Origin of the sequence: Oerskovia sp. Root918, assembly GCF_001428945.1 — a bacterium.
Classification (GTDB): Bacteria; Actinomycetota; Actinomycetes; order Actinomycetales; family Cellulomonadaceae; genus Oerskovia; species Oerskovia enterophila.
The window spans coordinates 729,890-744,027 of sequence record NZ_LMJG01000001.1 but is presented as its reverse complement, the minus strand read 5'-3'; the positions used below and the strand labels follow the sequence as shown (position 1 = coordinate 744,027).

The 14,138-nt window shown below is 71.2% G+C and carries 12 protein-coding genes; 6 read left to right on the top strand and 6 right to left on the bottom strand.

Annotated elements, in window-relative coordinates:
- Window positions 1-2: 2 nt before the first annotated feature.
- From ASE27_RS03170 to ASE27_RS03160, 3 genes are read right to left on the bottom strand one after another with little or no spacing between them, the layout of a single operon-like run.
- Entirely contained in the window at window positions 3-641 is a 639-nt protein-coding gene (locus ASE27_RS03170) for a PIG-L deacetylase family protein (RefSeq protein ID WP_082608437.1), read from the bottom strand.
- The gene (locus ASE27_RS03165; RefSeq protein ID WP_056645662.1) at window positions 638-1,492 is read right to left on the bottom strand and encodes a sugar phosphate nucleotidyltransferase; all 855 of its coding nucleotides are present in this window, start codon (window positions 1,490-1,492) and stop codon (window positions 638-640) included. The genes ASE27_RS03170 and ASE27_RS03165 overlap by 4 nt, the downstream gene beginning before the upstream one ends.
- A 4-nt stretch (window positions 1,493-1,496) precedes the next feature.
- On the bottom strand, window positions 1,497-2,915 hold the full coding sequence (locus ASE27_RS03160; protein ID WP_056645659.1) for a glutamate-1-semialdehyde 2,1-aminomutase: 1,419 nt from the start codon (window positions 2,913-2,915) through the stop codon (window positions 1,497-1,499).
- A 236-nt stretch (window positions 2,916-3,151) separates the two neighbouring features.
- On the opposite strand from ASE27_RS03160, the gene rfbC reads away from it, so the two are divergent.
- The gene (gene rfbC, locus ASE27_RS03155; RefSeq protein WP_056646631.1) at window positions 3,152-3,700 is read left to right on the top strand and encodes a dTDP-4-dehydrorhamnose 3,5-epimerase; all 549 of its coding nucleotides are present in this window, start codon (window positions 3,152-3,154) and stop codon (window positions 3,698-3,700) included.
- A 75-nt stretch (window positions 3,701-3,775) separates the two neighbouring features.
- On the opposite strand, the gene ASE27_RS03150 is transcribed toward rfbC, so the two are convergent.
- Together ASE27_RS03150 and ASE27_RS03145 are read right to left on the bottom strand one after the other, a co-directional pair.
- Window positions 3,776-4,951 carry a hypothetical protein gene (locus ASE27_RS03150; RefSeq protein WP_056645656.1) on the bottom strand — a complete coding sequence of 392 codons (1,176 nt, stop codon included), beginning with the start codon at window positions 4,949-4,951 and terminating at the stop codon, window positions 3,776-3,778.
- Between the two features lie 34 nt (window positions 4,952-4,985).
- On the bottom strand, window positions 4,986-6,008 hold the full coding sequence (locus ASE27_RS03145; protein ID WP_056645653.1) for an NAD(P)-dependent oxidoreductase: 1,023 nt from the start codon (window positions 6,006-6,008) through the stop codon (window positions 4,986-4,988).
- A 158-nt stretch (window positions 6,009-6,166) separates the two neighbouring features.
- Between ASE27_RS03145 and ASE27_RS03140 the strand changes: the two genes are divergently transcribed.
- The 5 genes from ASE27_RS03140 to ASE27_RS03120 are packed head-to-tail and all read left to right on the top strand — an operon-like array spanning window position 6,167 to window position 12,954.
- Complete coding sequence (locus ASE27_RS03140; protein WP_056645649.1) at window positions 6,167-8,206, top strand: glycosyltransferase; 2,040 nt, start codon at window positions 6,167-6,169, stop codon at window positions 8,204-8,206.
- Between the two features lie 44 nt (window positions 8,207-8,250).
- Window positions 8,251-9,549 carry an O-antigen ligase gene (locus tag ASE27_RS03135; RefSeq protein WP_162259209.1) on the top strand — a complete coding sequence of 433 codons (1,299 nt, stop codon included), beginning with the start codon at window positions 8,251-8,253 and terminating at the stop codon, window positions 9,547-9,549.
- Entirely contained in the window at window positions 9,546-10,724 is a 1,179-nt protein-coding gene (locus ASE27_RS03130; protein WP_056645643.1) for a glycosyltransferase family 4 protein, read from the top strand. Before ASE27_RS03135 ends, ASE27_RS03130 begins: the two co-directional genes overlap by 4 nt.
- On the top strand, window positions 10,721-11,749 hold the full coding sequence (locus ASE27_RS03125) for a glycosyltransferase family 4 protein (RefSeq protein WP_056645642.1): 1,029 nt from the start codon (window positions 10,721-10,723) through the stop codon (window positions 11,747-11,749). Before ASE27_RS03130 ends, ASE27_RS03125 begins: the two co-directional genes overlap by 4 nt.
- On the top strand, window positions 11,746-12,954 hold the full coding sequence (locus ASE27_RS03120) for a glycosyltransferase (protein WP_235535332.1): 1,209 nt from the start codon (window positions 11,746-11,748) through the stop codon (window positions 12,952-12,954). The genes ASE27_RS03125 and ASE27_RS03120 overlap by 4 nt, the downstream gene beginning before the upstream one ends.
- Here ASE27_RS03120 and ASE27_RS03115 read toward each other — a convergent pair.
- Window positions 12,914-14,101, bottom strand: coding sequence for a glycosyltransferase (locus ASE27_RS03115; protein WP_056645635.1), 1,188 nt, complete (start codon window positions 14,099-14,101; stop codon window positions 12,914-12,916). The two genes, ASE27_RS03120 and ASE27_RS03115, sit on opposite strands and share 41 nt — an antisense overlap.
- Window positions 14,102-14,138: the final 37 nt, after the last annotated feature.

Genomic DNA, 14,138 nt, shown 5'->3' with positions numbered 1-14,138 from the left:
CATCACTCTCCGAGGGTGAGAACTGCCTTCCGGATGACGAAGCCCTCCGCGTACTGCTGGCGACACTCGACGCCACGCAGACGCATCAGGCCGAGAAAGGTCTCGGCGTCCCACCAGTCGCGGTCCACCTGGGACGGGTACGACGTGGTGAGGAGGGAGACCTTGCGCCGTGCGTTCTCCGCACTGACGGGCACGTAGTGGGTGACACGGCCGAGGTCGCCGTCCCACTTGGGGATCTCGTACTCGAGGACGAGCGCGTCGCGCCACGCGGTAGGAACGAGCTCGGCCACGAGCCGATGGTCCTGGTGCGAGTCGGTCTTGCTGGGACACAGGACGAGGTCCGGCCGCAGCGACGACGCGAGCTCCTCGATCGCTGCCTTCACCTCGCCCCAGTGCGCGGGCAGGCGGCCGTCCGGCAGGTCCCAGAACCTGACCTCGGAACCGGGGACGAACGCCTCGGCGGCCGCTGCGGCCTCGAGTCGGCGTTCGGGCGATCCGGTGAGCATCACGAAGGTTGCACGGACGTCCCGGGTGGCGGCGAGCTCGAGGAGCGTGCCTCCGCACGCGATCTCGATGTCGTCCGGGTGCGCCCCGACGCACAGGACCTCCAACGGGCCCGCGGGGAGCGAGAGCTCGATCAACGCCGCCTCCCCGACCCGATCGTCGTGACGTCCCCGACCTCGACCACGGGCACGACTCGACCGGGCTCACGGTCCGTCCCGTCCCACACGGCCCAGGGACTCTCGCCCGTCCGATAGAGCTCTTCCAGGTGCGACCGTTCCTTGAGCGTGTCCATGGGGGCCCAGAAGCCGTCGTAGCGCACGGCACGGAAGCGACCGTCCTTGGCGGCGCGTACGCAGCCGTCCATGACCAGGTCCTCGCCCTCGTTCAGGTAGTCGAAGATCCCCTGACGCAGCACGAAGAAGCCACCGTTGATCCGCATCTCCATGTCGGCGACCGGCTCGATCCCGGTGAGGTTCCCCGTCAGGTCGATCTTCACGACGTGGAACGAGTCCTGAGGGTCGACCGCGAGGAGCGTCCCGACGGCGTCGGTCGTGAGGAAGTCGTCGACGATCTGGTCCATGGGGGCGTCCGTCAGGACGTCCCCATAGTTGGCCAGGAACACCTCGTCGTCGTCGAGGTACCTGCGCACGCGCCGCAGGCGCTCTCCGATCGCGGTGTCCATCCCGGTGTCCACGAACGTGATCCGCCAGTCGCTGATGTCGCTCGACAGCAGCTCGATCTCCTGCCCACCCTTCGAGAGCACGAAGTCGTTGGAGTGAGTCTCCTGGTAGTTGAGGAAGTAGTCCTTGACGGCCCGGGCGCCGTAGCCGAGACAGAGGATGAACTCGGTGTGACCGAAGTGCGCGTAGTACCGCATGATGTGCCAGAGCACCGGGCGCGAGCCGATGGGCATCATCGGCTTGGGCAGGGAGTCGGTCCCGGAACGCATGCGCATCCCGAGCCCTCCGCAGAACAGCACGACCTTCATGGCGTCACCCCTCCTGTCGGTCCGCGTCGCCCGCGGACGTGTCCGGCAGGCGCCGCGGTGCGGCGTACTCGCGCATCGCGGGCGCCACGGGACGTCCCCGCAGCAACCCGTCCGTCGTGCCGGCGTCGACGGCTCGTGCGTAGACGGCGAGCGCCCCGCGCGCCGCGTCGACCGTCAGGTCGAGGTCCTCGTCGGTGTGGGCCGCGGAGATGACGAGCGACTGTCCCAGCACGCCCCGCTCGAGCATCTCCTGGATGAAGAGGGTGCGGAACGCCTGCGAGGGGTTGCCCTCGTGGTCCCTCGTACCGAAGACGAGGCACGACGGGCGTCCCATGATCGTCACGTGGTCGGCGAGGCCCGCCTCCGAGGCAGCCGACACGAGCGCGTCGCGAAGCTTGGCTCCTTGCGACTCCATGAGCCCGACGACGTCACGCTCGGCGTAGGCGTCCGCAACGGCGAGATAGGCGGCGAGACCTGTCGTCTCGGCGCCGTGGGTCGTGGACAGGAGGAAGGGACGGGACCCGTCGGTGTTGAGGCCGCCCTGATCCATGAGGTCTCGGCGGCCGGCGAGCGCCGACACCGAGAAACCGTTGCCGAGCGCCTTGCCCCAGGTCGACAGGTCCGGACGGACTCCGTAGACGGACTGAGCGCCCCCGGCAGCCCATCGCATCCCCGTGATCATCTCGTCGAACACGAGCACGAACCCGTGGAGGTCGGCGAGCTGGCGCAGCCCCTCGAGAAATCCTGGTGCAGGTTCTGCGGTGGCGGTCGCCTGCTCGAGGATCAGTGCGGCGATCTGCCCGGGATGGGCGTCGAGCAGCGCACGGACCGAGTCGAGGTCGTTGTACCGGAAGGACACCGTGAGGTCGCGCTGGGCCTGCGGGATACCGGCCGTCATCTGGGTGGTGCCGATGAACCAGTCGTCGGTCGAGAAGAACGGCTGGGTGCCGCAGACCGCGACGAGGTCGCGCCCGGTCGCGGACCGTGCGAGCTTGATGGCCGCGGTCGTGACGTCGGAGCCGTTCTTCGCGAACTTGACCATGTCGGCGCCCGGCACCTGCTCGAGGAAGCGTTCGGCGGCCCGCAGCTCCCACACCGTGGGCCGCGAGAAGTTCACGCCGTCGCGCGCTGCTGCGGAGACCGCCTCGACGACGGGAGCGAAGCCGTACCCCAGCGTCACCGCACGCAGGCCCATGCCGTACTCGACGAACCAGTTCCCGTCGAGGTCCTCGACCCGGGCCCCCACGCCCCGGGCGATGACGGGTGCCATGTTCTCGGGGTACTGGTCAGACCCTCGCGCGTAGGTGTGCGCCCCGCCGGGAACGAGCTCGTGGAGCCTTCGCTGGGCCTCTGCGGACCGGACGAACGATCGACGAGATGCGGCACCGGACGGGGCGAGCGCGGCGTGGGCGGGGTAGGACATCTTTGGCTCTTCCTGAGGTTGCGGTCGTGCGGGCGTCTTCGGTGGAGGACCAGCTGACGGCGGTTGCGGCACCGCTCTCCGGTGGAGGGCTGTCCTGCGTGATGCGCCACGGCGTCGACGGTCCAAGTGTCCCCGCCCTGCGGCAGGCAGGGAAGCCGACCGGGCCGTTTTCATCCGCGCCCGATTCATCCGCTCCCCCTGTGCCGCACGGGACGCAGCAGCCCTACGCTGAGCGGATGGAGATCATCGAGACGTCAATCCCCGGCCTCATCGTGTTCCAACCGACCCCCCACCGCGATGCCCGCGGCTACTTCTCCCGGACCCTCGACGTGAACATCCTGGCCGACGCCGGGATCGACCCGGCAGGTTTCAAGCAGGAGAACCAGTCGCGCTCCTACCAGGGAGTCGTCCGTGGACTGCACGGTCGCACGAACAAGGGGGAGGCAAAGCTCGTCCGGTGCGCCCACGGCGCGGTCCTGGACATCGCGATCGACGCCCGGCCCGGGTCGCCGACGTTCGGCCGCATGGAGACGTTCCTGCTCGACGACCAGGTCTGCCGCCAGGTCTACATCCCTCGCGGGTTCCTGCACGGGTATCAGGCGCTCACCTCGGTGACCGACTTCGTCTACCGGATCGACGACTTCTACGGTCCCGACGAGGACGTCACGGTGAACTATCTCGACCCCGAGCTCGCCGTCCCGTGGCCCGCGCCGATCACCGTGGTGAGCGACCGGGACAAGGAGGGCATGTCCTGGGCCGCCTTCCAGGAGACGCTCGGCGTCTGAGGCACGTGCCCAGGCACGACGAGAGGGGCTCGACCCCGTTCCCGGTCGAGCCCCTCTCGTCGAAGGGATCGGACGTCACGCCACGGGTTCGACCTCACGCGGCATCGGGTCGAGGACGACCCATCGCCCGCAGTTCGCCTCGATCTCGGGGAGCGCCTTGCGGACCTCGTCGAGCAGGTCCGGCACGAAGAGCAGGACGCGATCGGGTCGCAGCCCGACCAGGTCGGCGGGCGAGACGATCGGGATGCGGTTGCCAGGCATGGTCCGCCCGTGCTTGGCGACCGACGCGTCGGCCACGGCCACGACCTGCTCCTTCTCTATGTGCGCCGAGCGGAGCAGCGCCGAGGTGCGTGAGGCCGCGCCGTACCCCGCGACGACCAGACCCTCGGCCGTCGTCCCGCGCAGGTACTCCTCGATCGCGGCGACCGACTCCGACAGTGCGGTCCCGAGCGTCGCGACGTACGCCGGGTCGGTGATCCCCTCCGCAAGCTCACGCTCGACCATCGCCGTCACGTCGGCCGTCTGGGCTCCGAAGCGGGACCCCTCCTTGGCGAAGGCGAGCATCACAGTCCCGCCGTAGAGCGGGTACTCCCACGCGCCCACGGCGACGAGGCCGACCTCCTTGCCCATCTCGACGAGGGCAGGCGTCGAGTAGTACGCGAAGTGCCCGTGCCGCAACGCGTTCCAGATCCCGGAGCGGACGATCGCCGCGACCGTGTGGTACTGCATGAGCAGCACCCCGTCGTCGGTCAGGTGCCCGGCGCGCTCGAGCAGCGCGGCCTTCTGGTCGGCGTCGTGCATCATGCCGAAGATGTCGACGAGCAGCTCGGCCTCACCCTCCGAGACCTCGACCATGTCGCGGGCCGCGAGCTGGTCCACCCAGGAGCCGCCGTGCGGGCTCGGGTACTCCAGGACGCGGGCCCCCGGCCGGACGAACCCCGCCGCCTCGGCCTGCGCCACCGCCGCCTCGGCCTGCGCCACGAGGGCTGCCGGCTCGACGCCGCGCGGCTCCTGCGGGGTCGTGGGGTCGGTCTCGAGCTGGACGAGGCCGGTGCCGGTCCCGATCACCATCCGCAGCGGGTGCTCGGGGTCCGGCGTGGGGTCGTCGGGCAGGGGGAAGAGGTCGGCAGGCGGCTGGTCACCCAGGTCGAGGACGACGTAGCCCCCCTCGGCCCCCGACCAACGGTCGCGCCAGGAAGGGTCGGGCAAGGGGAGGCTGGTGGCCTCTGCGGTGCTGGTCGCGTCACTCATGCGGGCTCCTCGATGGGTCGTCGTGTGCGGGATGTCAGGGGGTGCGCAGGGTCGCGAGGTCGAGGCGTCCCGCGGAGGCGAGCTCCTGGATCTTGCGCAGGCGGACGAAACGCGGTCCCTCGAAGTCGTCGGTCGTCAGCCCGCGCTCGCCGGCGTCGCGCCAGATCTCCCGGATGCCGTCGGGCACCGTCCACTGCGGGGCGAAGGCGGGCAGCACGGAGCGGATCTTCGTGAAGTCGACCTGATAGTTGCGGGCATCCGGACCGGCCCCGGCGGCGAAGGACACCGGCGCCCCGGTGATCTCGCTGACCTGCTCGGCGATGGTGCGGATCTGGACGACGTCCTCGTCCCGCCCGACGTTGAACGCCTGGTCGTGGACGGCCTCGCGCGGCGCCTCGAGCACCGCGAGGAAGGCTCGCGAGATGTCCTCGACGTGCACGAGCGGACGCCACGGCGACCCGTCGGACTGGAGCCGGACCTGGCCCTGGGTGAACGCCGTCCCGGTGAGGTTGTTCACCACGATGTCGGCCCGCAGGCGCGGCGACGAGCCGTAGGCCGTCGCGTTGCGCAGGTAGCTCGGGGAGAACGAGGCGTCCGCGAGCGGGGAGATCCCCTGCTCCGCCATGACCTTGCTCTCACCGTAGGGGGTGACCGGGTTGAAGTCGCCGTCCTCGGCGACGGGGGCATCGCCTCCTGCCCCGTAGAGGGAGCACGACGACGAGAAGAGGAACCGCTCGACACCCGCGGCCTTGGCCGCGCGCGCCATGTGCACCGCGCCCTCGGCGTTGACGGAGTACGTCGCCCCGGGGTTGAGGTGACCGATCGGGTCGTTGGAGATCGCCGCAAGGTGGACCACCGCGTCGAAGCCCTCGAGGTCGGCCGGGACCACGTCGCGGATGTCGCCGGTGCGTTGCTCGTACCCACCGGGCTGGGGGCCGAAGTCGCACCCGTCATACCACCCGGCATCGAGGCCGACGACCTCGTGCCCCGCCTCCTGGAGGAACGGGACGAGGACCGCTCCGATGTATCCACGGTCTCCGTCAACCAGTACGCGCATGATGGTCCTTCTCAGCCAGGGGCAGGGTGGGTAGGTTCGCTGTCGAAGATACTCGCTCCCCCGACGCCTCAGCACTGCAGGAGCGGGTGGAATCCGCCCCGGGTGATCTTCCGGCCATCGGTGCATCAACCGGCGGACCGTGCGGGAGAATCGCACGCATGAAGGTCCTCCGTGTCTCCCACAGCGCCGTCGTCGACGCCTGGCGCGGGCGGGAGCGTGGCCTGCGGGCTCGTGGGGTCGACGTCCACCTCCTGAGCGCCCGGACCTGGGACGAGGGCGGCGCACAGGTCGATCTGGTGCGCCGACCCGGCGAGAAGGTCCTGGGCCTGCGGACGATCGGCACCCACCCAGCGCTCTTCCTCTACGATCCCCTCCCGCTGTGGCGCGCGCTCGGCGAGACCTGGGACGTGGTCGACGTCCACGAGGAACCCTTCGCGCTCGCCACGGCCGAGTTCCTCGTCCTGCGAGCGCTGCGGCGGATGACGGGGACGCGTCCTGCGCCCTACGTCCTGTACTCGGCGCAGAACCTCACCAAGCGCTACCCCTGGCCGTTCAGATGGCTCGAGTCGCGCGCGCTGCGAGGGGCAGCCGCGATCTCGGTGTGCAACGAGGAGGCAGGACGCGTAGCTCGCGCCAAGGGCATGCGGGGAGCCGTCGAGGTGATCCCCCTCGGCGTCGACGTCGAGCACTTCTCGCCCGAGCCGGCGGACGAGCACGCACCTGGGCATGCCGACCACGGGACGCGCGCTCCGTCGTCGGGCCGTGTCGTGGTCGGATACGCCGGGCGGCTCGCCTCGCACAAGGGCGTCGACGTCCTCCTGCGCGCCGTCGCCGACGACGACCGCCTGGCGCTGCGCGTCGCCGGAGCGGGACCCGACGGCGACGCGCTCCGTGCGACGGCCGGCCGGCTGGGAGACCGGGTCACGTTCCTCGGGACGCTCGACGAAGCCGCGCTACCCGACTTCTACCGCGGGCTGGACGTGCTCGCGGTGCCCTCCCTCGACACACCCGGATGGATCGAGCAGTTCGGTCGCGTAGCCGTCGAGGCGATGGCGTGCGGGACTCCCGTCGTGGCGAGCGACTCCGGCGCGCTGCCGGACGTCGTCGGCGGCGCAGGTCTGCTCGTTCCCCCGGGCGACCCCGACGCCTTGCGTCGAGCCCTGCTCCGCGTGGGAACCGACCCGGAGCTCGCAACGACCCTGCGGGACGAGGGCCTCGGGCGGGCCGCTTCCTGCAGCTGGTCGGAGGTCGCCCACCGCTACCACCGGATGTACACCAACATCCTCGCCGAGGCCGCCCGGCCCGGCACGGTCACGGAGCAGACGACCGACGACGTCGCGCCGCCCGAGGTCGTGGTCGTCGCCTACGGCTCCCCCGAGCTGCTGGCCGACGCCTTGGCGCCGCTCGCCGGAAAGTTCGAGGTGACCGTCGTCGACAACTCCTCGATGCAGGAGATCCGCGAGATCACTGCGCTCGCCGGGGCGACCTACCTCGACCCCGGACGCAACGGTGGCTTCGCAGCAGGGGTCAACCATGCGCTCGAGCACCGGCGGTCGCCCGGGTCGGACGTGCTGCTGCTCAACCCCGACGCGGTGGTCACTCCCGAGGACGTCGCCGCGCTCCAGCTCGGGATGCACGCCGACCCGCGCGCCGCGAGCGCCGGCCCTCGACAGGTGGACGGCGACGGGACCGAGGCTCGTGTCACGTGGCCCTACCCCTCACCGCTCGCCACGTGGGTCGAGGCAGCAGGTCTCGGGAGGCTACGGCCGACGCCTCCCGACCGCTCGTTCGTCATCGGGTCCGTGCTCCTGCTCCGTGCTCAGGCCCTCGCGGAGGTCGGCGGCTTCGACGAACGGTTCTTCCTCTACGCCGAGGAGACGGACTGGGCCTATCGCGCGACGCTCGCCGGGTGGCGCCACCTCCTCGTCCCCGGTGCTCGCGCGCTGCACCTGGGAGGCGCGACGAGCAGCGACCCGGCCCGCCGCGAGACCCACTTCCACGCCTCCCAGGAGCGCTACCTGCGCAAGCACTTCGGTGTGCTCGGCTGGCAGACGGCCAGGGTCGCCGCACTGCTCGGGTCGGCGGGGCGTGCCCTCGTGCTCCAGGGCCCCGCACAGCACGCCGCACGCCGACGCGTGCGCCTCTACGCGCGCGGCCCGGTGCACTCCGAGTCCACGCTCCCGGCGGTCCCACGATGAGGCTCCGGCAGATACGGCACGGGTCGGCGGTCCTCGTCGGAGGATTGGCTCTCGTCGCAGTGCTGGCCATCGTCGGCGTCCTCGTCCCGGCCACGGGTCCTGTCGCGCTCGGCGCTGCGGTCGTCCTGCTCGCGATCGGGCTCACGGTGTACGAGCCCGTCGCGGTCCCCATCCTCGCGATGCCCGCGCTGGTGATCGTCGAGCGGGTCGGGGGCGGGGGGGTCGACCTCTCGCTCAGCGACTTCGCGCTCTTCGGCGCCTTCTGGTTCGCCCTGTTCTTCGCCCCACGCCCGTTCTCGGGCCCCATGCGGTCGCTGCTCTGGTTGTCGGCGCTCTACCAGGTCGCGACGCTCTTCACTGTCATCGCGAACCCCTATGTCGCCAACACCGTCGAGTGGTTCCACGCCTGGCTCTCGGTGGGTGGCGCCCTCGTGGTCGGCTGGGCGGTCGGCCGCGCCGGCAGGGCCCGAGTCGGCCTGACGCTGTTCCTCGTCCCGTGCCTGGGGATCGCCGTCCTCACGTGCATCACGGCGTTGCAGCAGCTCGCCGCGGGCAACACCGGAGCCGTCTATCTCGAGTGGCCCTTCGGGATGCACAAGAACTTCATCGGGTGCGTCCTCGCGTTCGCCGCCCTCGTCGCGTACGCCCGGCCGTGGTGGGTGGGCTGGCCCCGCTGGTTCGCGCTCGCGTCGTTCTGGCTGTGCAGCCTCGCCGTCCTCGCCTCCCAGGCGCGTCAGGCTCTGGTCGGGCTCGCGATCGGTCTGATCCTCGTGACCCTGCGGGCCGACCCGGACCGCAAGCGGTCCAAGCTGATCCTCCTCGCGGTGATCCCGGCGATCTACTTCGTCGTCCTCGTGGTGCGTGAGCAGCTCTCCGAGAACAACCAGTTCAACTCCGCCTACCAGCGGCTCGCCTGGTACCAGCAGGCGCTCGAGGTGTGGCGCCAGAACGAGGCCTTCGGCGTGGGCCTGAGGTGGTGGACCGCGGGACGGACCGAGTACTTCTTCCAACCGCCGAACGCCGAGCTCGAGGTGCTCTCCTCCGCCGGGCTCGTGGGGCTCGTCGGCTTCCTGGTGCTGTTCTTCGGGTCCTTCGTCGTCCTGTGGCGGATGAATCCCCGCTTCGGCACGTTGGCCTTCTCGATCCTCCTCATGCGTTTCATCCAGGGTCAGTTCGACCTCTTCTGGTCCTCGGTCGTCGTCTCGGTCCCCTTCCTGATCGTCGGGCTGTGCGTCGGGGCAGAGGCCTACGCCCGAAGACAGCAGGAAGCGCGGGACCTCACCGGGGACGCCCTTCCCAACCCGGACCACCTGCGGTCGGTCGAAGAGATGAGGAGCGTGTGAAGATCCTGCAGATCGCCCCGGTGATCGGTCCGGGCACGGGCGTCGGGGCCGTGGCCCACCACCTGGAGCAGGAGTGGCGCGCAGCCGGGCACCAGGTCGGGCGGTTCACCATGGACGACGCTCGTGGATCGTGGCTCCCCGAGCCTGGTCCTGGCCTGCGCGGGAAGCTGGCGCTCATGGCACGGGTGGTCTGGTTCTCGACGGTGGGCAGCGTCCTCGCGCACAGGGTGCTGCGCCGTCACCCGGACGCCGTCGCGCTCTGTCACAACGACGTCCTGGCGGGGGACGTCTACGTCAACCACGGCATCCTGCAGGCCGCGATGCGCTCACGGGGCAGCTACAGGCTCCGCATGCTCCGTAATCCCATGCACCTCTTCGTGGCGGCACGCGACACCTTGCGGTACCGGTCGGCGATCCACCGGGTCGTCGTCAACCTCGTCGACGAGGAGGACTCGGCGCTCCGGGCCACCTACCCGAGCCTGCGACCCCGGACCGTCACGATCGGCAACGGGGTCGACGTCGAGCGGTACCGGCCGCCGACGGCCGCGGGGCGCGCCGCGGCACGTCGTCACCTGGGTCTCGCGGACGACGACGTCGCACTGCTCTTCGTGGGGCACGAGTTCGAGCGCAAGGGCCTTCCCGCGGTGATGCACGCGCTGTGTCAACTGCCGTCACGGTTCCGCCTCGTCGTCGTCGGTGGTGCTGCGGACATGGTGGAGGACGCCGCGCGCGCGGCAGACCACCTGGGCCTCTCCGGCCGCGTCATCCTCCTCGGGCAGGTTCCCGATCCTCGCGAGGCCTTTCACGCGTGCGACGTCTTCACGTTCCCGAGCGCCTACGAGTCCTACGGGCTCGTGGTCCTCGAAGCGCTCGCCTGCGGGTTGCCGGTCGTCGCGACGCCCGTCGGCTGCGTGCCCGAGGTCGTTCACGACGGCGTCGACGGCTACGTGACCTCGCCCGCCCCGGAAGCGCTCGCTCGAGCGGTCGGTGACCTCGCCGGCCTGGACCGCGGTGCGCTCGCCGCCGCGGCGCGAGCGGTGGCAGAGGCGCACTCCTGGCACGAGGTGTCGCAGTCGTACCTCCGTCTGTTCGAGTCCCTCCGCACCTCGGGCATGGCGAGCGCGACCGTCAGTACCAGCCCCGCGCCGCGGCGCACGACGAAGGAGACTGCGTGAGGATCGTCCACGCCATCCGGTCCGACGGGTTCGCCGGGGTCGAGCGGCACGTGGCCCGCCTGGCCGGCGAGCAGGCTCGGCGGGGCGACACGGTGCTCGTCGTCGGAGGCAGACAGGAGGCCATGGCGGCCGCGCTGGAGCACACCGGGGTCCGCAGGCTCCCTGCCGCACGCACGATCGACGTTGCCCGGGCGATCCGTTCCGCGTGCCGCGCCGCCGATGTGGTCCATACCCACATGACCGCAGCCGAGGTCGGCGCGACCCTTGCTGGTGCATCCATCCGGCGGCTCCCCCCTGTCGTCACGACGCGCCACTTCGCCGGCCCGCGTGGCAGCGGTCCGAGCTCCGCGCTCGTCGCAGCGGTCGGCCGCCACCGGGTCGACGTGCAGATCGCCATCAGCCGCTACGTCGCGGAGTCGGTCGACGGCCCGAGCGTCGTCGTCCACCCCGGAGTCCTCGACCAGCCGGCGGGGCTGAGCGTGTCCGACCGGCGCCGCACGATCGTGATGCTCCAACGGCTCGAACCCGAGAAGCGGACCGGTGCAGGAATGCACGCGTTCGCCGCCTCGGGGCTCGCTGCGCACGGCTGGTCCCTCGAGATCGCGGGCGACGGCTCGGAGCGTGGGGAGCTCGAGGTCCTGGCGGGCCAGCTGGGGATCGCGACGGCTGTCACGTTCCTCGGCCATCAGCGCGACACCGAGCCGCTTCTCAGGACGGCCTCGATCCTGCTCGCTCCCTGCGACGTGGAAGGCCTCGGGCTGAGCGTCCTGGAGGCGATGTCCTACGGGCTCCCCGTCGTGGCCTCTGCGGCCGGTGGCCACCTCGAGACCCTCGAGGGTCTCGACCCGCTCGCGCTCTTCCCGCCCGGGGACGTGGAGTCCGCGGGGACACGGCTGCGGTCGCTCGCGCGGGACCCGAGCCGTCGCGAGGCCTACGCGAGCGCCGCCCGATCCGCCCAGCGCACCCGTTTCACCGTCGAGGCACAAGCCTCGGCGACCGCTGCTGTCTATCGGAGCGTCCTGTGAGTCGGTACCTGCCCCTCCGGCCGCACCGACCACGTGACCCGGACGGCAACGAGATCGTGGTGGTCTCGCTCGAGGCGTGGGACGACCACTGGCGGCGCAACCAGTACCTCGTCGCCGGTCTGCTCCGCGCGGACCCCACGCTCCGGGTGCTCTTCGTCGAGCCGGCCACGGACCCCCTGCACGAGCTCCGACGGGGGTTCCTCCCTCGCCCGGGCAAGGGCCTGCGCCGGGCCACGGATCTCGAGGGCGTGGACCCCGACCGCCTGTGGCTCTATCAGCCGACCAAGATCCTGCCTCGCAGGATCGACCCGGTGGTCGACGGCAGGCTCGCGGCGCTCACGCGTCGTGCCGCACGTCGCGCCGGCCTCACGCACCCTGTGCTGTGGATCAACGACCCGGCGGCGGCGAACCTGCTCGACCTGACCTCCTGGCCCGCGCTCTACGACGTGACGGACGACTGGCTGGCGGCGAACCGGACGTCCGAGGAACTTCGGCGGCTCGCAGCCGACGAGCGGACGCTGCTCGTCGGCTGCGGTGAGGTCGTCGTGTGCTCCGAGCACCTCGCACGGTCCAAGGGAGCAGATCGCGCGGTCACGCTCATCACCAACGCGGTGGACCTCGACCGCTACCGTCGCCCGGTCCCTCGACCGCCCGACCTGCCTGCCGGCCCCGTGGCCCTCTACCTCGGCACGGTCCACCACGACAGGTTCGACGTCCCGACGCTGCTGAGGACCGCACGAGAGCTCGACGGCACGGGGACGGTCGTCCTGGTCGGCCCGCTCGTCGACCTCAGCACGGAGGAGGTCCGTGCCCTGCGGGCTGCCGGGGTCCGGCTGCTCGGTTCACGGCCCTGGTCTGCCGTTCCCGGTTACCTGCAGCACGCGACGGTGCTCCTGGTCCCGCACCTCGTCAACGACTTCACCGACAGCCTGGACCCGATCAAGCTCTACGAGTACCGTGCCGTCGGGCGACCCGTAGTCGCGACGCCGGTCGCAGGCTTCCGGGACACGACCGATCCGCAGGTGACGGTCGCGGCTGCCGCCGACTTCGCCTCCGCCGTGCGAGAGATCCTCTCGGCCCCGGGGACCGGGGCCGAGGACCGGCTTGCGGACGTCGCAGAGGACGTCCCGACGTGGGAGGGACAGACCCGCCGCATGGCGGAGGTCATCGAACGCCTGCGGTCACCCGTTCCCACACGTCGCTGAGCGTGCCGGCCGTCGATGCCACGGAGAACCTGGTGGTCGCGGACAGGTGGGCTCGGTCAGCCCGACGTCCCGCAGCGACCGGGTCGTCGAGGACCGCGACGACGGCTGCCGCGAGTCCTGCAACGTCGCCCGGGGCCACGAGGAGGCCCAGATCGGACTCGTGGACCGTCCCAGGTGCCGGTACGTCCGTCACCGCGCCGTCCGGGTCGAGGATCTCAGGGACGCCGCCCGCAGCGGTGGCCACCACCGGCACACCCCGGACCATCGCCTCGACGACGACCTGTCCGAAGGGCTCGGGGACAGGAGACGCGTGCACGAGGACGGTCAGCCCGTCGATCTCGGCGCGAGGATCCTCCGCGAAGCCCGTCCAGGTCACTGCCTCGTCGACCCCGAGACGTCGTGCCTCGGCACACACGCTCTCCACATAGCCCTCGGCCCCGAAGAACGGTGCTCCGACGAACCTGAACCGCGCCTCGGGGTGCCGCTCGAGGACGGTCGCTGCGGCGCGGACGAGCTCGAGCTGCCCCTTGGTCGGCGCGTACCGGCCGACCAGGCCGACCACCGGGGGGCGCGGGGCGCGGTGCACCGCCTCGCCGGTCGCCTGGTCGGGCGTGAACCCCGGGTACGCGATCGTCACCGGACCCGGCAGCGTCGCCGCGGTGGCGCGCGAGTTCACCACGACGGCGTCCGCGAGGCGTGAGAGCGCCCGGACCGCTGTCACGAGGTGCCGGGCGAGGTAGTCCTCGCTGATGCGGTCGTGCACGTGCCAGACGAGGGGGCGTCGGGCCACGCGGGCAGGCACGATCCCGAGCAGGTCCGCCTTGAGCGACGTGGTGTGCACGACGTCGGGCCGCAGCTCCCGCACCCTGCGCGCCAGCCGCACCTCGAAGGCTAGGAGCCGCGCGACGCTCTTCGCGTGGGCCGGTGCGGCCCTCGCCACCGTGGCCCGGTCGAGCTCGTTGAGGTCCGGGTCGAGCGGCAGGACCTCGACACGTACCCCGAGGCTCTCGAGCCTGTCCCGCAGCGGACCGTCGGCGAAGAGGAGGACGCGGACGTCGACGTCGGGCCCGAGCGCCTCGCACGTCCTGACGAGGGCGAGCTCGGCTCCCCCCAGCGCCCCGGTGTGGTCGAGGACGAGGACTCTCAACGGCCTGGCCGGGGTCCCGGGAACGTCGGAGCGACGG